At 71.6% G+C, this 22,214-nt stretch carries 16 protein-coding genes and 1 riboswitch; of the genes, 7 read left to right on the forward strand and 9 right to left on the reverse strand.

Features of this window, described 5'->3' with window-relative positions:
* Positions 1-62 precede the first annotated feature (62 nt).
* The gene (locus tag AB0O29_RS02625) at positions 63-953 is read left to right on the forward strand and encodes a Cof-type HAD-IIB family hydrolase (RefSeq protein ID WP_365144914.1); all 891 of its coding nucleotides are present in this window, start codon (positions 63-65) and stop codon (positions 951-953) included.
* 58 nt (positions 954-1,011) lie between these two features.
* On the opposite strand, the gene AB0O29_RS02630 is transcribed toward AB0O29_RS02625, so the two are convergent.
* Genes AB0O29_RS02630 through AB0O29_RS02645 form a run of 4 tightly spaced genes read right to left on the reverse strand, consistent with a single transcriptional unit; the run spans position 1,012 to position 8,907 of the window.
* Positions 1,012-2,748, reverse strand: coding sequence for a GAF domain-containing protein (locus AB0O29_RS02630; protein WP_365144917.1), 1,737 nt, complete (start codon positions 2,746-2,748; stop codon positions 1,012-1,014).
* A gap of 37 nt (positions 2,749-2,785) precedes the next feature.
* On the reverse strand, positions 2,786-6,337 hold the full coding sequence (gene cydD, locus AB0O29_RS02635; RefSeq protein ID WP_365144920.1) for a thiol reductant ABC exporter subunit CydD: 3,552 nt from the start codon (positions 6,335-6,337) through the stop codon (positions 2,786-2,788).
* 44 nt (positions 6,338-6,381) lie between these two features.
* Positions 6,382-7,383 carry a cytochrome d ubiquinol oxidase subunit II gene (gene cydB / locus AB0O29_RS02640; protein ID WP_365144923.1) on the reverse strand — a complete coding sequence of 334 codons (1,002 nt, stop codon included), beginning with the start codon at positions 7,381-7,383 and terminating at the stop codon, positions 6,382-6,384.
* 18 nt (positions 7,384-7,401) lie between these two features.
* Positions 7,402-8,907 carry a cytochrome ubiquinol oxidase subunit I gene (locus tag AB0O29_RS02645; RefSeq protein ID WP_365144926.1) on the reverse strand — a complete coding sequence of 502 codons (1,506 nt, stop codon included), beginning with the start codon at positions 8,905-8,907 and terminating at the stop codon, positions 7,402-7,404.
* 238 nt (positions 8,908-9,145) lie between these two features.
* On the opposite strand from AB0O29_RS02645, the gene AB0O29_RS02650 reads away from it, so the two are divergent.
* Positions 9,146-9,514, forward strand: coding sequence for a cyclophilin-like fold protein (locus AB0O29_RS02650; protein WP_365144929.1), 369 nt, complete (start codon positions 9,146-9,148; stop codon positions 9,512-9,514).
* Between the two features lie 17 nt (positions 9,515-9,531).
* Here the strand turns inward: AB0O29_RS02650 and hisC are convergent, their stop codons facing one another.
* Positions 9,532-10,611, reverse strand: a complete 1,080-nt coding sequence (gene hisC / locus AB0O29_RS02655; protein ID WP_365144932.1) for a histidinol-phosphate transaminase — start codon at positions 10,609-10,611, stop codon at positions 9,532-9,534.
* A 362-nt stretch (positions 10,612-10,973) separates the two neighbouring features.
* Here hisC and AB0O29_RS02660 point away from each other — a divergent pair, with 362 nt between their 5' ends.
* From AB0O29_RS02660 to AB0O29_RS02670, 3 genes are all read left to right on the forward strand, one after another.
* The gene (locus AB0O29_RS02660) at positions 10,974-12,089 is read left to right on the forward strand and encodes a LacI family DNA-binding transcriptional regulator (protein WP_365144935.1); all 1,116 of its coding nucleotides are present in this window, start codon (positions 10,974-10,976) and stop codon (positions 12,087-12,089) included.
* A gap of 217 nt (positions 12,090-12,306) precedes the next feature.
* Complete coding sequence (locus AB0O29_RS02665) at positions 12,307-13,485, forward strand: metallophosphoesterase (RefSeq protein WP_365145027.1); 1,179 nt, start codon at positions 12,307-12,309, stop codon at positions 13,483-13,485.
* A gap of 149 nt (positions 13,486-13,634) precedes the next feature.
* Positions 13,635-14,462, forward strand: coding sequence for a hypothetical protein (locus tag AB0O29_RS02670; protein WP_365144938.1), 828 nt, complete (start codon positions 13,635-13,637; stop codon positions 14,460-14,462).
* 4 nt (positions 14,463-14,466) lie between these two features.
* On the opposite strand, the gene AB0O29_RS02675 is transcribed toward AB0O29_RS02670, so the two are convergent.
* A complete protein-coding gene (locus AB0O29_RS02675; RefSeq protein ID WP_365144941.1) occupies positions 14,467-14,757 on the reverse strand; it encodes a hypothetical protein in 291 nt (96 codons plus the stop codon).
* Positions 14,758-15,903: 1,146 nt separating this feature from the next.
* Between AB0O29_RS02675 and AB0O29_RS02680 the strand changes: the two genes are divergently transcribed.
* Positions 15,904-17,055 carry a glycosyltransferase gene (locus AB0O29_RS02680; RefSeq protein WP_365144944.1) on the forward strand — a complete coding sequence of 384 codons (1,152 nt, stop codon included), beginning with the start codon at positions 15,904-15,906 and terminating at the stop codon, positions 17,053-17,055.
* Here the strand turns inward: AB0O29_RS02680 and AB0O29_RS02685 are convergent.
* Together AB0O29_RS02685 and thiC are read right to left on the reverse strand one after the other, a co-directional pair.
* Complete coding sequence (locus AB0O29_RS02685) at positions 17,052-18,101, reverse strand: aldo/keto reductase (protein ID WP_365145030.1); 1,050 nt, start codon at positions 18,099-18,101, stop codon at positions 17,052-17,054. The genes AB0O29_RS02680 and AB0O29_RS02685 overlap by 4 nt on opposite strands.
* Before the next feature lie 122 nt (positions 18,102-18,223).
* Positions 18,224-20,011 (reverse strand): phosphomethylpyrimidine synthase ThiC, encoded by a 1,788-nt coding sequence (gene thiC, locus AB0O29_RS02690; protein WP_365144947.1) that lies wholly within the window; start codon positions 20,009-20,011, stop codon positions 18,224-18,226.
* Positions 20,006-20,150: riboswitch (TPP riboswitch) on the reverse strand. It overlaps the preceding gene by 6 nt.
* Before the next feature lie 72 nt (positions 20,151-20,222).
* On the opposite strand from thiC, the gene AB0O29_RS02695 reads away from it, so the two are divergent.
* Complete coding sequence (locus AB0O29_RS02695) at positions 20,223-21,695, forward strand: YibE/F family protein (RefSeq protein ID WP_365144950.1); 1,473 nt, start codon at positions 20,223-20,225, stop codon at positions 21,693-21,695.
* 28 nt (positions 21,696-21,723) lie between these two features.
* On the opposite strand, the gene AB0O29_RS02700 is transcribed toward AB0O29_RS02695, so the two are convergent.
* Positions 21,724-22,176: an SsgA family sporulation/cell division regulator gene (locus AB0O29_RS02700; RefSeq protein WP_365144952.1), complete on the reverse strand. Its 453-nt coding sequence runs from the start codon at positions 22,174-22,176 to the stop codon at positions 21,724-21,726.
* Between the last annotated feature and the right edge of the window lie 38 nt (positions 22,177-22,214).

Here is a 22,214-nt window from a genome sequence, read left to right on the forward strand (position 1 = left end):
CGCTGTGAGCCACGTTTCACGTGAAACATCTCTTCCCGATCATGGTGAACGGGTGGGAACCCATGGGCGAAGATGGAGCGGTGACCTCGGCTCCCCAGCGCCCGGAAGGGCCCTTCCCCGCACCCCGGCTCATCGCCACCGATCTCGACGGCACCCTGCTGCGCGACGACAAATCCGTCTCACCGCGCACGGTGGCAGCGCTCGCCGCCGCCGAGGAGGCCGGGATCGAGGTCTTCTTCGTCACCGGCCGCCCGGCCCGCTGGATGGACGTGGTCAGCGATCACGTCCACGGGCACGGCCTGGCGATCTGCGCGAACGGGGCCGCCGTCGTCGACCTGCACGCCGGACGGGAGTTCGTCCGGGTCCGGGCGCTGGCACGGGCCACCGCGCTCACGGTCGTCGAGACCCTGCGGGCGGCCGTCCCCGGCACCTCCTTCGCGGTCGAGACGACCGACGGCATCAACTACGAGCCGGCCTACCCGCCCTTCTTCCAGGACCCGGGGGCCACGGTCGCCACCGCCGAGAAGCTGCTGCGCGAGGAGGAGGACGGCAGCGCCGCACCGGTGCTGAAGCTGCTCGCGCACCACGCCGAGCTGTCCCCGGACGAGTTCCTCGCCCAGGCCCGCACGGCCGCCGGGGCCTACGCCTCGATCACCCGCTCCAGCCCCACCGCCCTGCTGGAGATCAGCGGGCTCGGGGTCTCCAAGGCCAGCACGCTGGAGCTGTGCTGCGCCGAGCGCGGCATCTCCCCGGCGGAGGTCGTCGCCTTCGGCGACATGCCGAACGACATCGAGATGCTCCGCTGGGCCGGCACCTCGTACGCGATGGGCAACGCCCACCCCGACGTGCTCGCGGCCGCCTCGGGCCGGACCGTGGCGAACGACGAGGACGGGGTCGCCGTCGTCATCGAGCGCATCCTCGCCGAACGGACCGTCCGCGGGGAATCGGCCTAGGAACGGCAGCATCCGGAAGAGACGGCTAGGCCAGGCAAGATCTGAAAGAGCCGTCTGCCTAGAGCGGGGCCTCCCACACCAGGGCGGTCCCGCCGCCGTCCTCCCCGATGCCGGGGCCGTACCAGCTGGAGCCGCCGAGGGACTCGGCCCTGCGGCGCAGGTTCCGCAGGCCGCTGCGGCGTCCTCCCTCGGGGATGCCCACCCCGTCGTCGGCGACCTCCAGCCGCACCCCCGGCCGGCCGTCGCCCAGGCTGACGGTGGAGTCGACGACCACCTCGATCCGGGACGCGTCCGCGTGCCGGAAGGCGTTCGACAGGGCCTCGCGCAGAGCGGCGATCAGGTTCTTGCCGACCAGTTCGCCGACGGCCGCGTCGATGGGCCCGACGAACCGGTGCGCGGGCTTGAAGCCCAGCGGGACGGCGGCCATGTTGATCTCCCGCAGGACGCGGGTGCGCAGCCCCGACGGGGCTTCCGCCGGGCCCTGCTGGAGCGCGAAGATCGCGGTGCGGATCTCCTGGATGGTCACGTCCAGCTCGTCCACGGCCTTCCCCACGCCGTCGCGGACCTCGGGGACGATGGAGCGGCGCTGGGCTCCCTCCAGCATCATCCCGGTGGCGAACAGCCGCTGGATGACCAGGTCGTGCAGGTCCCGGGCGATCCGGTCGCGGTCCTCGAACACCGCCAGCCGCTCCCGGTCGCGCTGCGCCTCGGCCATCATCAGCGCCAGGGCGGCCTGCGAGGCGAACTGCGTGGCCAGGGTCCGCTCGGCCTCGGTGAAGGGCCGCTTGTCCCGGGCGCGCGGGGTGACGAGCGCCCCCAGCACCCGCCCGCCGCTGTGCAGGGGCAGCATCATGCAGGGCCCGTACTGGCTCGTGAGCCGGCTGATCATGCGGGGGTCCGAGGAGGCGTCCTCCACGAACACCGGCTCGCCCTGGAGCAGCCTGACCACCACCGGGCTCTCGGCGGGGATCACCACACCCAGCGAGGTGGCCGGGTTGTCGGCGGAGACGGCGACGATCTCCATCCCGCCGTCCTCCGCCGGCAGCATCACGATCCCGGCCGCCGAGTCGGCCAGGTGGCGGGCCTGCTCGGCGACCACCGCGAGGGCGTCGTCCGCGTCGCCGCCCGACAGCAGCGCCGTGGTGACCGCCACCGAGCCGTCGATCCAGCGCTCCCGCTGGGTGGCGGCCTCGTACAGCCGGGCGTTGCCGATGGCGATGCCGGCCTCCGTGGCCAGCACCCGGACCATGTGGACGTCGTAGTCGTTGAACTCGCCGCCGCCGTTCTTCTCGGCGAGGTAGAGGTTGCCGAAGATCTCCCCCTGCACCCTGATGGGGACACCGAGGAAGGTCTTCATGGGCGGGTGGTCCGGAGGGAAGCCGGCCGACCGCGGATCCTGCGTCAGATCGGCGAGCCGCACCGTGTCGGGGTGGGAGATCAGCGCGCCGAGCAGGCCCCGCTTGCCGTCCGGACGGTGGCCGATCCGCTTCGCCTCCGCGGGTCCTAGGCCGAAGGTCACGAAGTCCGAGAGCCCGGGGCCGTCCGTGTCGACGACGCCGATCGCCGCGTAGCGGGCGTCCGCGAGCTCGGCGGCCGTCTCGCAGATGCGGTCCAGCGTGGAGTGCAGTTCGAGACCCGTCCCGACGGAGCGCATGGCCTCCAGCAGTTGCGGCACCCGGGCGGTCAGCTCGGTGGACAGCCCCTGCAGGCTGCGGGTGGCCTGGGTGGCGGCCTCCATCGGGTCCTGTGCTTCCCGGGCGGGCTCCGGCGGTTCCTGGGACTCCTGCACTGACATGTCCTTGAGCCTAGTTAGTCCCGTTTAGGAGGGAAAGTCAGCTCGTGGAGACGGCTGTGGACTCGGCCGGAATCACGCCCGCCCTCCGTTCCCGCTCCAGCAGGCTCCGCAGCGGACCCTCGACGGCGGCCAGCTCCGCGTACGCACCCCGCTGCACGACCTCGCCCCGGTCCAGCACGAGCACCTCGTCGACCGCCTCCAGCCCGGCGAGCCGGTGCGTGATCAGCACGGTCGCCCGGCCCTCGGTAGCCTCCAGCAGGTCCGCCGTCAGGGCGTCCGCGGTCGCCAGGTCCAGGTGCTCGGCCGGCTCGTCGAGGACGAGGACGGGGAAGTCCGCGAGCAGGGCGCGGGCCAGGGCGAGCCGCTGGCGCTGGCCGCCCGAGAGGCGCTGCCCGTGCTCGCCGACCAGGGTGTCGAGCCCGTCCGGGAGCCCGTCGGCCCACTCCAGCAGGCGTGCCGCGGCGAGCGCCTCCCGCAGCTCCTCCCCGCTCGCGCCGGTACGGGCCAGGCGCAGGTTCTCGCGGACCGAGCTGTCGAAGATGTGGGCGTCCTGGGCGCACAGCCCGACGAGGCGGCGTACCCCGTCGCCGTCGAGGGCGCGGGCGTCCGTCCCGCCCAGGGAGTACGTCCCCTCGCTCGGGTCGAGGAAGCGGAGCAGGACCTGGGCCAGCGTGGTCTTGCCCGAGCCCGAGGGCCCGACGACCGCGATGCGCCGGCCGGCCTCCAGGGTCAGGTCCAGCCCCCGCAGCGCGTCCCGCTCCTGTCCGCCGTGCCGGGCGGCGAGTCCGGTGAGCGTCAGCGGGAAGGGCGAGGAGGGCAGCTCGCGCGGCTCGGCCGGGTCGGCGACGGGCACGGGCGCGTCGATGACCTCGTACACGCGCTCGGCGCTCCGGCGCACCCGCTGCCGGTACTGGACCGCGAGGGGGAGCCCGCTGACCGCCTCGAACGCGGCGAGCGGGGTCAGCACCACCACCGCCATGGCCACTCCGGACAGCCGCCCGTCCGCGACGGCGCCCGCGCCGGCGAACGCGGCGCCCACCACGGTGAGCCCGCACACCAGGGCGGACAGCCCGCCGCCCAGTCCGGCTGCCGCGGCCCCGCGCGAGGCGATCCGGGTGAGCACCCCGTCCGCGTCCCGCGCCCGGGCCTTCCGGTCGGCGAGGGCGCCGGCGACGGTGAGTTCCGCGGTACCCGTCAGCAGGTCGGCCACCCGGGTGGCGAGCTCGCCCCGGGCGGGTGCGAGCCGCCGCTCGGCACCGCGCGCGCACGCCCCGCTGACCAGCGGAACCCCGATCCCGGCCACGAGCAGCCCCACCGCCAGCGCCGCGCCCGCCCCGGGCAGCAGCCAGGCCGTGAACGCCACCGATCCGGTGCCCACGAGCAGCGCGGTGCCCACCGGCAGCAGCCAGCGCAGCCAGTAGTCCTGGAGCGCGTCGGCGTCGGCGACCAGGCGGGACAGCAGGTCCCCGTGCCGCTGCCCGCGCAGTCCGGCGGGCGCGATCTTCTCCAGCCTCCGGTACACGGCGACCCGCAGATCGGCGAGCATCCGCAGGACGGCGTCGTGCGACACCAGGCGCTCGGCGTACCGGAAGACGGCCCGCCCGAGGCCGAAGGCCCGGGTCGCCGTGACGGCCACCATCAGGTACAGCACCGGCGGCTGCTCGGACGCCCGGGAGATCAGCCACCCGGACACGGCCATCAGCCCGACGCTGCACCCGACGGCCAGTGCCCCGAGCAGCAGCCCGAGCCGGAACCGGCCCTGCCAGGCCGAGGCCACGGCCCGCACGCGCCGCAGCGGGTCCCCGCCGCCCGAGTCCGCGCCCCCGCCGCCGGTCCGTTCCCGCGAGGTCCCGAGGATCCACTCCCCGGGGTCGGACATCCCCGCGGCCGTACGCGGGGCGGCCCCGGAGGCCGGGACCGGTGCCGTCTTCCGTTCGGCCGCGTCCTCGCCGCCCTCGCCCACCGACACCACCCGGTCGGCGACCGCCAGCAGCGCCGGGCGGTGCACCACGAGGAGGACGGTCCGCCCGGCCGCGAGGCGCCGTACGGCCTCCACGATCGCGGCCTCGGTCTCCCCGTCCAGGGCGGCCGTGGGCTCGTCCAGCAGCAGCACCGGCCGGTCCGCGAGGAAGGCCCGGGCCAGGGCCAGCCGCTGGCGCTGGCCGGCGGACAGGCCCGTGCCGCCCTCGCCGAGCAGGGTCCGCGTCCCGCGCGGCAGGGCCGAGACGAACTCCCAGGCCCCGGCGTCGCGCAGCGCCGTCTCCACCGCCTCGTCATCGGCACCGGGCCGGGCCAGGCGGACGTTCTCGGCGATGGTTCCGGCGAACAGGTGCGGCCGCTGGGGCACCCAGGCGATCCGCTCCCGCCACTGTTCGAGGGAGAGTCCGGCGAGGTCCGCACCGCCGACGCGGACCTGCCCGGCCGTGGGCGTGACGAACCCGAGCAGGACGTTCAGCAGGGTGGACTTGCCCGCCCCGCTCGGCCCGGTGAGCGCCACGCACTCACCGGGCCCGACGACCAGCGACACCGGCCCGGGGGAGGAGACGGCGCGCCCCTCGTGGCGGACCTCGACGGCGTCGAGCTCGATGACCGGCCCGCCGGCCGGCACCGGCGCCCCGGCGCCCGGCACGGGGGCCGGGGTCTCCAGGACGGCGAAGATCTCCTCCGCGGCGGCCAGCCCCTCGGCGGCCGCGTGGTACTGGGCGCCGACCTGGCGCAGCGGCAGATAGGCCTCCGGCGCGAGGATCAGGATGACCAGGCCCGTGTACAGGTCCAGTTCCCCGTGCACGAGCCGCATGCCGATGGTCACCGCGACCAGCGCCACCGACAGGGTGGCGAGGAGTTCGAGGGCGAAGGAGGACAGGAAGGCGATGCGCAGCGTGCGCATCGTGGCCTGGCGGTAGTCATCGGTGATCTTGCGGATCGACTCGGCCTGCGCCTTGGCCCGGCCGAAGACCTTGAGCGTCGGGAGTCCCGCCACCACGTCGAGGAAGTGCCCCGACAGCCTGGACAGCAGCCGCCACTGGCGGTCCATCCGGCTCTGCGTGGCCATCCCGATCAGGATCATGAACAGCGGGATCAGGGGGAGGGTGACGACGATGATGGCCGCCGACACCCAGTCCTCGGTGACGATCCGGGCCAGGACCGCCACCGGCACCACCACGGCGAGCCCCAGCTGGGGCAGGTAGCGGGAGAAGTAGTCGTCGAGCGCGTCCACTCCCCGGGTGGCCAGGGAGACCAGCGAGCCCGTGCGCTGCCCGCCGAGCCAGCCGGGGCCGAGGTCCGCGGCCCGCTCCAGCAGCCGGCCGCGCAGCTCCGACTTGACCGCCGCGCCGGCCCGGTGCGCGGCCAGCTCGGTGAGCCAGGCGACCAGGGCGCGCCCGAGCGCCACCGCCGCGAGCAGCAGCAGTGGCGTCCGGAGCGCCCCCGCGCCGAGTCCCCGTTCGAAGGCTCCGACCACGATCTCGGCGATCAGCATCGCCTGACCGACGACCAGCCCCGCCCCGGCGAGGCCGAGGGCCACCACCGCCCCCAGGAAGAGGCGGGTGGAACGGGCGTACCGCAGCAGGCGCGGGTCGATCGGTTTCACGTGAAACATCCCCTCGGCAGGGTCGGGCGGGGTGACGCGCGCGGTCAGTGCGCGTCGGCGATGTGCTGCGTACCGATCCGCTTGCGGAACACCCAGTACGTCCAGCCCTGGTAGAGCATCACGAGCGGAGCGGCCACACCGGCGCACCAGGTCATGATCTTCAGGGTGTACGGGGTGGACGAGGCGTTGGTGACCGTGAGGTTCCACGCCTCGTTCAGCGAGGACGGCATGACGTTCGGGAACAGCGTCAGGAAGAGCATCGCGACCGCCGCCGCGATGGTGATCCCGGACAGGGCGAACGACCAGCCCTCACGGCCCGCCAGGTTGAACCCGATGGCGGCCACCAGGGCGGCCACCGCGACGGCCAGGGCGATCAGGCTCCGGCCGTCACCGCGCGAGACCTGGGTCCAGATCAGGAAGGCCAGGGCCAGCACGGCCGCCACCACGCCCAGCCGGGTCGCCAGCGCCCGCGCACGGTCCCGGATGTCGCCGACCGTCTTGAGCGAGGCGAACACCGCGCCGTGGAAGGTGAACAGGGTGAGGGTGACCAGGCCGCCCAGGAGCGAGTACACGTTGAGCAGGTCGAAGAGGCTTCCGACGTACTCCATGTGCTGGTCGATCTTCACGCCGCGCACGATGTTGGCGAAGGCCACGCCCCACAGGAAGGCGGGGATCAGCGAGGTCCAGAAGATGGCGTGTTCCCAGTTGGTCTGCCATCTGTCCTCGGACCGCTTGTGCCGGTACTCGAAGGCCACGCCCCGGACGATCAGGCAGACCAGGATGAGCAGCAGCGGCAGGTAGAAGCCGGAGAACAGGGTGGCGTACCACTCGGGGAAGGCGGCGAAGGTGGCGCCGCCGGCCGTGAGCAGCCAGACCTCGTTGCCGTCCCAGACGGGGCCGATCGTATTGATCAGGACCCGCTTCTCGGTGCGGTCGCGGGCGAGGAGCTTGGTCAGTACGCCGATGCCGAAGTCGAAGCCCTCCAGGAAGAAGTAGCCGATCCACAGGACGGCGATGAGTACGAACCAGACGTCGTGAAGCTGCATGGTGTGCTCCTTCCTGCCTCAGTACGAGAAGGCCATGGGCCGGTCGGCGTTCGCGTCGTCCCCGCCGATCCGGGCGGGCGGGTTGAGATCGGCCTCCGTCAGCTCGGGCGGGCCGGCCTTGACGTACTTCACGAGGAGCCTGACCTCGATCACGGCGAGGACGGCGTAGAGCAGCGTGAAGCCGATCATCGAGGTGAGCACCTCGCCCTGCGAGACGTTCGGCGAGACCGCGTCCCTCGTGCGCAGCACGCCGTAGACCACCCAGGGCTGGCGGCCCATCTCGGTGAAGATCCAGCCCCAGGAGTTGGCGATCAGCGGGAAGCACATGGTCCAGAGCGCGACCAGCCAGTACAGCTGCGAGAACCTCGGGCTGAGCGCCTTCTTGAAGAGGACGAGATGGGGGACCTCGTCCTCTCCGGTGCGCAGCCCGGGCGGCAGCAGGAAGCGCTTGCGGGTCAGCCACAGCCCCAGCACGCCGATGCCGAGGGAGGCCATGCCGAAGCCGATCATCCAGCGGAATCCCCAGTAGGCGACGGGGATGTTCGGCCGGTAGTCACCGGGGCCGAACTTCTCCTGCTCGGCCTTGTTGACGTCGTTGATGCCCGGGACGAAGGAGTCGAAGTCGTTGTTGGCGAGGAACGACAGCACACCCGGGATCTCTATGGCCACCTTGTTGTGGCCCTTGTCGACGTCGCCGTAGGCGAAGACGGAGAAGGGCGCGGGGGCCTCCCCGTCCCAGAGGGCCTCGGCGGCGGCCATCTTCATGGGCTGCTGCTTGAACATCACCTTGCCGAGCATGTCTCCGCTGATGGCGGTGCCCAGACCGGCGATGATCATGACGACCAGGCCGACCCGCAGCGAGCTGCGCATCACCGGGATGTGCTTCTTGCGGGCGAGGTGGAAGGCGGAGATGCCGACCATGAAGGCGCCGCCGACCAGGAAGGCGGCCGTGATGGTGTGGAAGAACTGGGTGAGCGCGGTGTCCTGGGTGAGGACGCGCCAGAAGTCGGTGAGCTCGGCCCGGCCCCGCTCCTCGTTCATGCGGTAGCCGACGGGGTGCTGCATCCAGGAGTTCGCCGCGAGGATGAAGTACGCGGACAGGACGGTGCCGAGCGAGACCATCCAGATGCAGGCCAGGTGGATCTTCTTCGGCAGCTTGTCCCAGCCGAAGATCCACAGACCGATGAAGGTCGACTCGAAGAAGAAGGCGATCAGCGCCTCGAAGGCCAGCGGGGCCCCGAAGATGTCGCCGACGAATCGCGAGTAGTCGGACCAGTTCATTCCGAACTGGAACTCCTGGACGATGCCGGTGACGACACCCATCGCGATATTGATCAAGAAAAGCTTGCCCCAGAACTTCGTGGCCCTGAGGTACTTCTCCTTCTCGGTGCGCACCCAGGCGGTCTGCAGGCCGGCGGTCAGCGCGGCGAGCGAGATCGTGAGCGGCACGAAGAGGAAGTGGTAGACGGTGGTGATGCCGAACTGCCAGCGCGCCAATGTCTCAGGCGCCAAAGCTAGGTCCACGTCGTCTGCTCCTTGTCGTCGCCGTGGTCACAGCGGGCAGTCTGCCTGGCGGGTTCCCCCCATAACGGGAGGAAGCAGGACACGCTTGTGAACGCGTTCACATTCACAAGCATTATGTCCTACAGGCTTTGGCCGGAAACAGGCGGGGGTCCCCTTCGGGGGCGACATCACCCCGGACCCATGGCGGACCCAGGGCGGACCCCTAGCCAAGAAATTCAACAGATTGTTGAATATGGCCATGCAGATTCGAATCTCATGGCCTGCGGGCCTGCTCACCGCGACCCTCGACGACACTCCGACCAGCAAGGCGCTGGCCGCCGCCCTCCCCATCTCCGCCTCGGCGAACACCTGGGGCGAGGAGGTCTACTTCGACACGGGCGTCTCCGTGGACCTGGAGCACGACGCGCGCCAGGTCGTGGAGCCCGGCACGGTCGCCTTCTGGACCGAGGGCGACGCGCTCGCGCTGCCCTACGGCCCCACCCCCATCTCGCGCGGGGGCGAGAGCCGCCTGGCGAGCCCCTGCAACGTGCTCGGCTCGTTCGACGGCGACCCCCGCCTGCTGGCCACCGTCCGCGACGGCGACCCCATCCGCGTGGAACTGGTCTGACGACCAGGACTCCGTGACTACAGCTCCTTGAAGAAGGCCTCCGCCGTCCGCAGGAAGAGGTCATTGGCCTCGGTCTCACCGATCGTGACCCGAAGGCCCTCGCCCGCGAAGGGCCGGACCACCACACCGGCCTTCTCGCAGGCCGCCGCGAAGTCGGCGGTCCGCTCCCCCAGCCGCATCCAGACGAAGTTCGCCTGCGTGTCCGGCACCGTCCAGCCCTGGGCGAGGAGCGTCTCGTGCACCCGGTTGCGTTCGCACACCAGCGCGCCGACCCGGCCCATCAGCTCGTCCTCGGCGCGCAGCGAGGCGACCGCCGCGTCCTGCGCCAGCTGGCTGACGCCGAAGGGCACCGCCGTCTTGCGCAGCGCCGCCGCGACCGGCTCGTGCGCCACGGCGAAGCCGACGCGCAGCCCGGCCAGCCCGTAGGCCTTGGAGAACGTACGCAGCACGGCGACGTTGGGGCGGTCGCGGTAGAGCTCGATGCCGTCGGGCACGTCGGTGTCGCGGACGAACTCGCGGTAGGCCTCGTCGAGCACGACCAGGACGTCCGAGGGCACCTGGTCGAGGAATCGTTCCAGCTCAGCGCGGCGCACCGCGGTGCCGGTCGGGTTGTTGGGATTGCAAACGAAGATCAGCCGCGTGCGGTCGGTGATCGCGGCGGCCATCGCGTCGAGGTCGTGGACGTCCCCGTCGGTCAGCGGGACCCGCACCGACGTCGCACCCGAGATCTGCGTGATGATCGGGTACGCCTCGAAGGACCGCCACGCGTACATGACCTCGTCGCCCGGGCCGGCCGTCGACTGGATCAGCGACTGGGCCACGCCCACCGAACCCGTGCCGGTGGCGATGTGCTCGGCCGGCACCCCGAAGCGGTCGGCCAGCTCGTTCACGAGGCCGGTGCACGCCATGTCCGGGTAGCGGTTGAACCGGCCGGCGGCCGCGACCGCGGTCTCCAGGACCCCCGGCAGCGGCGGGTAGGGGTTCTCGTTCGAGGACAGCTTGAAAGCGACGGCCCCGCCCTCGGCGGCGGGCTTGCCGGGCTTGTAGGTGGGGATGCCGTCCAGCTCGGCGCGCAGCTTCGGGCTCTTCTCGCTCACCGCAGGTCCTCCTCGACCGTCCCGTCGACGTCTCCGTCGACTCAATACTGCTCACCTTATGAGGATTCCGCCGATCCGAGAATGGCGGGCGCCAGGAACACAGGGGGAGCGCGCGCATATATGCGCGCGCCGGTGGCCCGCGCCGTGGCGCGCGTCCCTCGTGCAGGTGAGTTGCGAACGGCCCGGGGCCGCCGCGTTTTGGCATGCCCGGACCCGCCGACAGGCCCCACCTTTGGCTCAAATCACCAAATACCTTCAATTCCAAGGTCATTGGGGGTGGCGAACCAAGCAGAATCGTGCCTGTCAACCCGTGCATATGCACCTGAACCGCCCGCCCCTCCGAGCCCTACTATCGGCTCGCCATGACAGCAGCAGGGAAGCATCACGTGAGCCGGGCCGAGACCACCCGGCGGGTCGGCGGCCGACAGGGCCGGGCCGGTATCAGGGATGTGGCCGCCGCCGCGGGCGTGTCCATCACCACCGTGTCCGACGCGCTCAATGGCAAGGGGCGGCTGCCGGACGCCACCCGCCGCCACGTCCGCGAGGTGGCCGACCGGCTGGGCTACCGCCCGTCGGCCGCCGCCCGCACGCTCCGTACCGGAAAGTCGGGCCTCATCGGCCTGACCGTGACGACGTACGGGGATGAACCTTTCACCTTCACCGAATTCGCGTACTTCGCCGAGATGGCACGGGCCGCCACCTCCGCCGCGCTCGCCCGCGGCTACGCCCTCGTCATCCTCCCGGCCACCTCGCGGCACGACGTCTGGTCCAACGTGGCCCTCGACGGCACGGTCGTCATCGACCCCTCCGACCACGATCCCGTGGTCAGCGAGCTCGTCCGCCAGGGGCTGCCCGTGGTCTCCGACGGACGGCCCGCCGGCACCCTCCCCGTCACCGCCTGGGTCGACAACGACCACGAAGCCGCCGTCCTGGGCCTGCTCGACCACCTCGCCGCCGCCGGCGCCCGCCGCATCGGGCTGCTGACCGGCACCACCACCGACACCTACACCCGGCTCTCCACGACCGCCTACCTCCGCTGGTGCGAGCGCGTCGGCCAGGACCCCGTCTACGAGTCCTACCCCGCCCACGACCCCTGCGCGGGCGCCGTCGCGGCCGACCGCCTCCTCGCCCGGCCCGACCGCCCCGACGCCGTCTACGGGCTCTTCGACCCGAACGGCACCGACCTGCTCGCCGCCGCCCGGCGCTACGGGCTGCGGGTCCCCGAGGACCTGCTCCTCGTCTGCTGCAGCGAGTCCACCGTCTACGCGAACACCGAGCCGCCCATCACCACGCTCTCCCTCAAGCCGCGCCGCATCGGAACCGCCGTCGTGCAGCTGCTGATCGACGCGATCGAGGGGGTCGACACGGGCCGTCCGGTCGAACAGGTCGTCCCGACCGAGTTGATCATCCGCACCTCCTCGCAGCGCAGAACTCCCCGCACCACCGTCAGTCCGCCGCGCTCACCGTCGCAGGACTGACCACCGGATCGCCGTATCGGCGGGGCCCGAAGGCCCCGCCGAGGATTTCAACAAGCCTCATATCGGGCTAAAACGGCAGGAAGGTTTGGCTCCGCCCAGGATTCACCACCCCTGGTGCGTCACAGAGCGCGAGCCGCATTCCTATGATGGGCGCACGACATCACGGACCCTCCGCCCCGGAGGTGAGCAGGGTCCGCAGGTGTACGGCAGCGCGACGGTGGTGGAGGGGTCGATGACTCAGGGGGCCGGTCAGGGACCCGCGATGCGGACGGACACGCTGCGGGACTTCCGGGTGCCGGTCAACGAACCCGCACCGTACGCCGCGTCCGCCGGCCTGCCCGGCGAGCCGCCCGCGTACGGGGAGTACCCCGCGTACTACGCGCCGGAGACCGTACCGCAGCAGCGCACGGCCTCCGCCCACGCGGAGTTCCCCGCCGCCGGCCCCGAGGACGACCTCGACGGCTACACCCCCACCCAGCGCGACCTGCCCGTCATCGGGCGCGGCGCGACGGGCGGGCCCGGGGACACCGTGCAGGTCCAGTACGTCCCGCAGGAGGCCCCGGCCGCCGGCCACGGCCCCCTCTACGTGGTCGGCGACGTACACGGCTACCTCGACGAGCTCATCCGCGAGCTCCAGGCGCAGCACCTCATCGACGCCGAGTGCCGCTGGTCCGCGGGCAACGCCCGGATCTGGTTCCTCGGCGACTTCACCGACCGCGGCCCGGACGGCATCGGCGTCATCGACCTCGTCATGCGGCTGTCCGCCGAGGCCGCCGCCGCCGGGGGCTACTGCAAGGCCCTGATGGGCAATCACGAGCTGCTGCTCATCGGCGCGAAGCGGTTCGGGGACACCCCGGTGAACTCCGGCGCCGGCACCGCCACCTTCCAGGCCGCCTGGCTGCTGAACGGCGGCCAGCGCACGGACATGGAGCGCCTGGAGGACGTCCACCTGCAGTGGATGTCCCGGCTGGACGCGGCCACGCTGGCGGACGGGCACCTGCTGCTGCACTCCGACACCACCGCGTACCTGGACTACGGCGACTCCATCGAGGACGTCAACGACACCATCCACGAGCTGCTCAACCGGCACGACGCCGACATCACCTGGGACCTGTTCCGCAAGTTCACCAAGCGCTTCGCCTTCCGCGACGAGGAGACGGGCCCGCAGGCCGTGCGCGAGCTCCTCGGCACGTACGGCGGCAGCCGCGTCGTCCACGGCCACAGCCCCATCCCGTACCTGCTGGGCGAGGTGGGCACCGAGGACGGGGACGAGGGGCACGGGCCGGAGGACGTCCACGGACCGCACGTCTACGCGGACGGGCTGGCCATCGCGATGGACGGCGGGGTCACGATGGCGGGCAAACTGCTGGTCCAACAACTGCCGCTGAGCGACTGAGCGTTCACCGAGCGGGGTATTTCCCGAAAGTCCCTGTCACCCCATGGCCGGGGCGCTCTACCATCGCCCTGTCCGTAGCAGGCTCTCCTCCGTTTCGGCCCGGCACCCGGTTCTACGCGGGAATACCGGCCCGTACGGAGCATCGGGGGATGCACATGACCAGCGGTCCGCACCTGCTCATCGAAGACCGACCCGAGTTCGACCGGCTCCTAGACGAGGCGCTGCGCACGGCGGACGAACGGCCCGAACTCGCCGCCCTCGGCGAACGGCTGAACGCCGAACAGCTGCGCACCATGGCCCTCAGCGCCATCGCACTGCTGACCGCCGCGGCGGCCGCCGAGTACGCCCACTACGTGAAGGTCCGGGAGGAACTGCGCGACGGGGTCCTGTCGGGGCGGGAGAACGCCGACGGGGACACCGCCGAGGACGGTGACGGAACGGGTGACGGCGGCGCGGGGGTGAGCGCCGTGGTGGCCGTCCTCGCACCGGTCCTGGCAGGCACCGCCATGCTGATCTTCCTGCTGGTGGGCTACTGCCTGAAGGCGATCGATCCCGAACCCGCCTTCGCCCGCACGATGCTGACGGCGGGTTGGCTCTTCGGCGGACTCACCGTGGTGGCGCTCGTCTTCGCGGTGGTCTCGCTGCTGGTGGCGGCCCTGCGCAACAGCTCCACGGAGGTTGCCGCGGAGGACAGCGTGCCGATACCCGACGAGCTCGCCCGGGCCCGGGAGGCCTGGCGCAACGCACTGCTGGAGCGGGGCATCATGCCGTTCCTGCGCGACGCGCTGGCCGACCCGACCGCCGGGACGGGCTACCCGGTCCCCCGTACGCCGGGGGCCGGGCGCATCCCCCATCTGGGATACACCCGGCCCGACTTCAGCAGCCCGTCCGACGGGGCTCCCGGCCCGCGGCCCGGCTACTCCAGCCCGGACTTCACGAGCCCGGACTTCGGCGGCCCGGAGCACCGGCCGGAGTGATCTCCTACTTCATCTCCTTGCGGAGGTGGTTGGGGTCCGCGGACGGGACGGCGGCGCGCCGCAGCGGCGGGTGGTCCACCGGCGCGGGGACGGCGGTCCAGGGCAGGTTGCAGGTGAGACCGAAGTCGCTGGCGGGGTTCTCGGTGCACTCGGTCTCGTAGATCTTCCCGTCCGACCCCACGGTCTCGACGTGCGTCCGGTTGGCGTGGTCGCTGACCGCGATACCGCACAGGGTGACCCCCAGCGGGATGCCTCCGTTGTCGCTCAGGTCGTTCCACTCGAAGCTCTGGTCCATACCCGTCAGGCGTCGGATGCCGACCCAGGGGGTGCCCTTGATCAGGACGGCCTTGACCTCTTCGGAGGAGCTGGGCTTGTACTGGGCGACGTCGGTACAGGGGCCGGTGGCGCCCGTGGCACCGGTAGCGCCCGTCGCGCCCGTCGCACCGGTAGCGCCTGTCGCGCCCGTGGCACCGGTGGCACCCGTCGCGCCCGTAGCACCGGTCGCACCGGTGGCGCCCGTGGCACCGGTGGCACCCGTCGCGCCGGTAGCACCCGTCGCACCGGTAGCACCCGTCGCACCGGTAGCACCGGTAGCACCGGTAGCACCGGTAGCGCCCGTGGCACCGGTCGCACCCGTCGGCCCCGTCGGGCCGATGTCTCCCGTAGCCCCGGTGGCGCCCGTGGCACCGGTAGCACCCGTCGCACCGGTAGCGCCGGTCGCACCGGTCGCACCCGTCGCACCCGTCGGCCCCGTCGGGCCGATGTCTCCCGTAGCCCCGGTAGCGCCAGTCGCGCCGGTCGCACCCGTAGCCCCGGTCGCACCCGTAGCCCCCGTCGCACCCGTCGCGCCGGTCGGTCCCGTCGGGCCCGTCGGCCCCGTGTCGCCCTTCGGGCCCTTCGGGCCGCGCGGACCGCGCGGTCCGCGGCATTCGTCGTCCCGGTCGCCGCCGCCGGGAGTCCGGGCGGACGACCGGGCCGCCTCCGGCCGGTCGTCATCGCCGCCCCCGTGGTGGGGTTTCTGCTTGCAGTGGTCCTCGCCACCGCCTCCGGCCGGCCCGGCCGCCACCGCCACCGCGGGCCCGGCCTGCTGCGCCACCGCGACTACGGGGCTGACGATGCCCACCAGTACGAGGGAGAACGAGGCCAGGGCGCCTCCCGCCAGCCAGACCCTCCCTCGCGGAAGCGGACCGAGGGGGACGGCCTTGACCCGGTGCTCACGACTCATAGAGCGCTCCTTCAGCAGAGTGACTCGAACCGGAACCGTCGGGTTCCGGTCGCGGGTCGAGCCTCTCCCGCCGGGCACGGATCGCCGCGCGACGCCCTCGGGACCACTCCGGCTATCAGCGCACCGGCTGACCCTGTGCCGCCAATCGGGCCAACTCAGACTTTCCCGGCGTGCCAGCCATGGGCGGCCCGTGCCCGCTCCCTAAAGTCCCCGACGATGAGACCAAAAGTCTGTCTGAACATGATCGTCAAGGACGAGGCCCCCACCATCCGGAAGTGCCTCGACTCGGTACGCCCCCTGATCGACACCTGGGTGATCGTGGACACCGGGTCGACGGACGGCACCCAGGACGTCATCCGGGACTGCTTCGGCGACATCCCCGGCACCCTCCACGAACGCCCCTGGAAGGGCTTCGACGGGAGCCGGACCGAGGCGATCGAGCTCGCCCGCGACCACGCCGACTACCTCCTGTTCATCGACGCCGACGACGCGATGGAGGTGGAGCCGGGGTTCCGGATGCCGGAGCTGACCCTCGACGCCTACCGGATCGCCCTGCGCGACGGGCCGATCGTCCACTACCGGCCGGCGCTCGTCTCCACCCGGCTGCCCTGGCGGTACGTCGGGGTGCTCCACGAGTACATCGACTGCGGCGGCGAGTACGGCCTCGGGACGCTCGCCGGAGCCCACATCCTCAGCATCGGCGGGGGCGCCCGGCTCCGGGAGGGCGGCCAGCGGCAGAAGTACCTGCGCGATGCGGCGATCCTCGAAGAGGGCCTGGCCAAGGAGCCCGGCAACGCCCGCTACATGTTCTACCTCGGCCAGAGCTGGCGCGACGCGGGAGAGCAGGAGAAGTCCCTCGCCGCCTACGACCGCCGGGCGGCCATGGCCGGCTTCCACGAGGAGACCTACCTCGCCCGGGTCTACGCCGCACGGGCCGCCGCCGGCCTGGGCCGTCCGGCGGCCGAGGTGACGGACCGCTACCTCCGCGCGTTCGAGAGCCGCCCCTCGCGCGCCGAGGCCATCGGGGACCTCGCGGGCATCTGCCGCGTGGAGGAGCGCTGGCCGCTGGCCTACATGTTCGCCCGGCAGGCCGTCCGCGTCCCGTACCCGAAGGACATCCTGTTCGTGGAGTACGCCTGGCACGAGTGGCGCGCCCTCGACGAGCTCGCCATCGCCGCCTACTGGGTCGGCGAGTACCGCGAGTCACTGGAGCTCTGCGAGCGCCTCCTCGGCGAGGGCAGGCTCCCCGAGGAGCACCGCGAACGCGTCACGGCCAACCTGGACTTCGCCCGGGCCAAGGCGGGCCCAGGGACGTTTCACGTGAAACACCGCTCCGTTTCACGTGAAACATCGCCCGCGCCGGCCTAGCCCGCGGCCCGGTCTCCGAGCGGGCGCCGCCGCTGGGCGGCGTCCGTGAGCGCCGGCGGGAGCCAGACACCGTCCGGGTGGTAGAGGTTCGCACCGGGCGCGACGATCTCGTCGATCCGGTCGAGCACCTCGTCGTCGAGGACCAGCCCCGCCCCCTTGGACAGCGACTGGAACTGCTCCATGGTGCGCGGCCCGATGATCACCGAGGTGACCGCCGGGTGCGCGAGCGGGAAGGCCACCGCCAGCTCCGGCAGGGTGCACCCCAGGTCATCGGCGATCCCCAGGAGCTTCTCCACCGCCTCCAGCTTGGCCACGTTGCCCGGGAGGGCCGGATCGAAGCGGGCCGGGTGGAGCTTCGCCCGGCCCGTGGTCAGATCGACCGGACCGCCGAGCCGGTGCTTCCCGCTCAGGAAGCCCGAGGCGAGGGGGCTCCAGGTGAGCACGCCCATCCCGTACCGGCGGGCGACCGGCAGCACATCGGCCTCGATGCCGCGCGCGAGGATCGAGTACGGCGGCTGCTCGGTCCGGAACCGGGGGAGCGCCCGCCGCTCGGCGACGTGATGGGCCTCGACCAGTTCCTCGGCGGGAAAGGTCGAACAGCCGAAGGACCGGATCTTCCCGGCCCTGACGAGATCGCCGAGGACGGACAGGGTCTCCTCGACGTCGGTCGAGTGATCGGGCCGGTGCACCTGGTAGAGATCGATCCACTCGGTGTCCAGCCGGCGCAGGCTGTCCTCGACGGCCCGAACGATCCAGCGGCGCGAGTTGCCGCTGCGGTTGCGTCCCTCTCCCATCTGGAAGTGGACCTTGGTGGCGAGCACGACGTCGTCACGCCGCCCCTTGAGTGCCTTGCCGACGATCACCTCGGACTCACCCGCGGAGTACATGTCCGCGGTGTCCACGAAGTTGACGCCCTGGTCAAGGACGGCGTGGATGATCCGCGCACAGTCCTCGTGGTCCGGGTTCCCCACCGCCCCGAACATCATCGTGCCGAGGCAGTGGGCACTCACCTCTATGCCGGTCCCGCCCAGATTCCGGTATCGCATGGTCATGCGGCCGCACTCTAGGAGCTGGAGCGCACTCCAGCGCAAGACCCTTTTTCACGCGGTCCGGACCGACCGTCCCGCGGCTCCCCCCATGAGGCCGCGGGCCGGTCCGTCCGGCCGGATCAGTCCGCCAGCGGGAGGTAGACGCGGTTGCCCGAGGCGGCGAACTCGGCGGACTTCTCCGCCATGCCCGCCTCGATCTCATCGGCCTTCAGGTCCCCGCCGTGCTCACGGCGGATGTCCTGGGAGATCTTCATCGAGCAGAACTTCGGACCGCACATGGAGCAGAAGTGGGCGGTCTTCGCCGGCTCGGCCGGGAGCGTCTCGTCGTGGAACTCGCGGGCCGTGTCCGGGTCGAGGGCCAGGTTGAACTGGTCCTCCCAGCGGAACTCGAACCGGGCGTCGGACAGGGCGTCGTCCCACTCCTGGGCGCCCGGGTGGCCCTTGGCCAGGTCGGCCGCGTGCGCCGCGATCTTGTACGTGATGACGCCGGTCTTCACGTCGTCGCGGTTGGGCAGGCCCAGGTGCTCCTTGGGCGTCACGTAGCAGAGCATCGCGGTGCCCCACCAGGCGATCATCGCGGCGCCGATGCCGGAGGTGATGTGGTCGTACGCGGGCGCGACGTCCGTGGTGAGCGGGCCGAGCGTGTAGAACGGCGCCTCCTCGCAGATCTCCTGCTGGAGGTCGATGTTCTCCTTGATCTTGTGCATCGGGACGTGGCCCGGGCCCTCGATCATCGTCTGCACGTTGTGCCGCTTGGCGATCGTGTTCAGCTCGCCCAGCGTCTTGAGCTCGGCGAACTGCGCCGCGTCGTTGGCGTCCGCGATGGAGCCGGGGCGCAGGCCGTCACCGAGCGAGTAGGTGACGTCGTACGCCGCGAGGATCTCGCAGAGCTCCTCGAAGTTCGTGTAGAGGAAGTTCTCCTTGTGGTGCGCCAGGCACCAGGCGGCCATGATCGAGCCACCGCGCGAGACGATGCCGGTCTTGCGGCGGGCCGTCAGCGGCACGTACGGCAGCAGCACGCCGGCGTGGACCGTCATGTAGTCGACGCCCTGCTCGGCCTGCTCGATGACCGTGTCCTTGTAGATCTCCCAGGTCAGGTCCTCGGCACGGCCGTCGACCTTCTCCAGCGCCTGGTAGAGCGGCACGGTGCCGATCGGGACGGGGGAGTTGCGCAGGACCCACTCACGCGTGGTGTGGATGTTGCGGCCGGTCGAGAGGTCCATGACCGTGTCGGCGCCCCACTTGGTGGCCCAGGTCATCTTGTCGACCTCCTCCTCGATGGAGGAGGTGACGGCCGAGTTGCCGATGTTGGCGTTGACCTTTACCAGGAACCGCTTGCCGATGATCATCGGCTCGATCTCCGGGTGGTTCACGTTGGCCGGAAGCACCGCGCGACCTGCGGCGATCTCCTCGCGAACGACCTCGGGGGAGACGTTCTCGCGGAGCGCGACGTACTCCATCTCCGGGGTGATCTCGCCCCGGCGGGCGTACGCGAGCTGCGTGACGGCCTGGCCGCCACGGCCCCGGCGCGGCAGGCGCGGACGGCCCGGGAAGACCGCGTCGAGGTTCTTGAGGCCACCGCGGGGCGAGGTGTGCTTGATGCCGTCGTCCTCGGGGCGCACGGGACGGCCCGCGTACTCCTCGGTGTCACCGCGGCCGATGATCCAGTTCTCGCGCAGCGGCGGCAGGCCGCGGCGCACGTCGGTCTCGATCTGCGGGTCGGTGTACGGACCGGACGTGTCGTAGAGCGTGACGTCCTTGCCGTTGGTGAGGTGGACCTGGCGGACCGGCACCCGGATGTCCGGGCGGGAACCCGCCAGGTATCCCTTGTGCCAGCCGGGCTGGCGCTCGGTCTGGCCGTCGGCGTTCTCGCCGGCGGCAGGCGTGCGTGCGTCCTGAATGGTCATGAGACCTGATCTCCCTACGCCGGCATTACCCGGTAACAGGTTCGGCGGTCGACGCAGCCTCCTCCCGTACGCATTCTCATGCGCGTACGGTGATCAGCGCCCTCTCAGCCCGGTGCTCCGAGCTCCCGCGTTGTGCAAAGTAGCCCCCACGCTAGCGTCATCTGTGGCGTGCTGAACAGTGGGCCCCCTCATCTCTTGCGATGATCTGCCGGTGACGACCTCGCCGCAGCCCCCCAACGAGCCCACAGACCCCTTGGGCCACACCGGCCACGAGCATGCGTCCCACGGACATGCGGCCGGCGGTGGCGAGGGGCCTTCCCACGGCCACGGATCCCCCGATCACGGACAAGGCCACGGACAAGGGCATGGGCACGGCCACGGCCACGGCCACGGCCACGGCCACGGCCACAGTCACGGCCACGGGCCGGCGGCCCCCGTCTCCAAGCACCTGCGCAAGGTCATCTCCGCCGTCCTCATCCCCTTCGCCGCCGCCGTCTGCGTCGGCATGGTGGTGCTGTGGCCGGGCGGCGCCCCCGCCCACGAGCGCACCGGGGTGGGCTTCGACCGCCAGACCCAGCAGGGCAAGGTGGTCGCCCTCTCGAACGTCGACTGCAAGTCGGTGAACGCCTCGCAGGTGCCCCCCACCGGCAGCACCCCCGCCCCCGAGGGACGCGGCGCGCAGGCCGGGTCGTGCAAGCGGGCCACCGTCGAGGTGGGCACCGGACCGGACAAGGGCCGCGTCTTCTTCGAGATCGTCCAGCCGGGCGCGCCGAGACAGCTGGAGAAGGACCAGGAGGTGGTGGTCGCCTACGCGCCGGACGCGCCGCGCGACCTCCAGTACTCCGTGATCGACCTGAACCGGAAGTTCCCGATGGCCCTCCTGGCGGCCGTCTTCGCGGTCGCGGTGGTCGTCGTCGGCCGGATGCGCGGACTGTTCGCGCTCATCGCGCTCGTGGTCAGCTTCGGGGTGCTGACCCTCTTCATCCTCCCGGCGATCCTGCAGGGTTCGAACCCCCTGGTCGTCGCGGTGGTCGGAGCCAGCGCGATCATGCTGATCGCCCTCTACATGTGCCACGGGCTGACCGCACGCACCTCGGTCGCCGTCCTCGGCACCCTGGTCTCACTGCTGCTGATCGGGCTGCTGGGCTCGCTGTTCATCGGCTGGGCGTTCCTGAGCGGGAACACGGACGACAACACCGGGCTGATCCACGGGCTCTACCCGAACATCGACATGAGCGGTCTGCTGCTCGCGGGCGTGATCATCGGATCGCTCGGCGTCCTCGACGACGTGACGGTCACCCAGACCTCGGCCGTCTGGGAACTCCACCAGGCGGACCCGAAGATGGGCCCCCGCGCCCTGTACCGGGCGGCCATCCGGATCGGCCGCGACCACATCGCGTCCGTGGTGAACACGCTCGTACTGGCCTACGCGGGCGCCGCGTTGCCCCTGCTGCTGCTGTTCTCCATCGCGAACAGCAGCATGGGCACGGTGGCCAACAGCGAGCTGGTGGCCGAGGAGATCGTACGGACCCTCGTGGGCTCGATCGGGCTCGTCGCCTCGGTCCCGGTGACCACGGCGCTGGCCGCGCTGGTGGTCTCCGCGGACCGGACCGGCCCCGCCGGCGCCCCCGCCCCGGCCGCGGCGCCGGCCCGCGGCGGGCGGGGCCGGCGGCGCAAGCGCTGAGGGCGGGGAAGCTCCCGGAGCCGGGGGTTCAGCCCGCGTTCTGCTCGTTCTGCTGCTGGGCCTCGGCGAGGATCCGGCAGAGCTCCTCGTCGAGGGTCTCCTCGAAGTCGCCGAGGCTGCGCTCCTGACCGAGCGGAACGAGCCGGTCGGTCCGGTCGAGGAACGCGACGAGCGGGGCGGCGCCGGCCCGGAACAGGGCCCGGTCGCCGCCGACCTGGAGGCGGATGTGGACGTCGCAGAGCGCTCCCGGATCGGTGGGGGCGATGTGCACGTCCCCGTCGCCGCACGGCCTGTTGATGCCGTCGAGGAGCAGCTCCCGGCCGAACGCCCAGGTCACCGGGGCGTCTCCGGGAAGGTGGAAGGTCAGGCGTACGGCGTAGGGGTCACGGGCGTCGTACCGGAGCTCCACCGGAATACGGAACGCGAGCTCCTCGGAAACGAGGAAGCTCATCATGACCTCTGCCTGTACCGACTCGCGCATTGCCTACCCCGCTGTAGTGGAAGTGGCCAGGAATGGTC

It is taken from the genome of Streptomyces sp. NPDC089915 (assembly GCF_040684675.1).
In the GTDB taxonomy this organism is placed as follows: domain Bacteria; phylum Actinomycetota; class Actinomycetes; order Streptomycetales; family Streptomycetaceae; genus Streptomyces.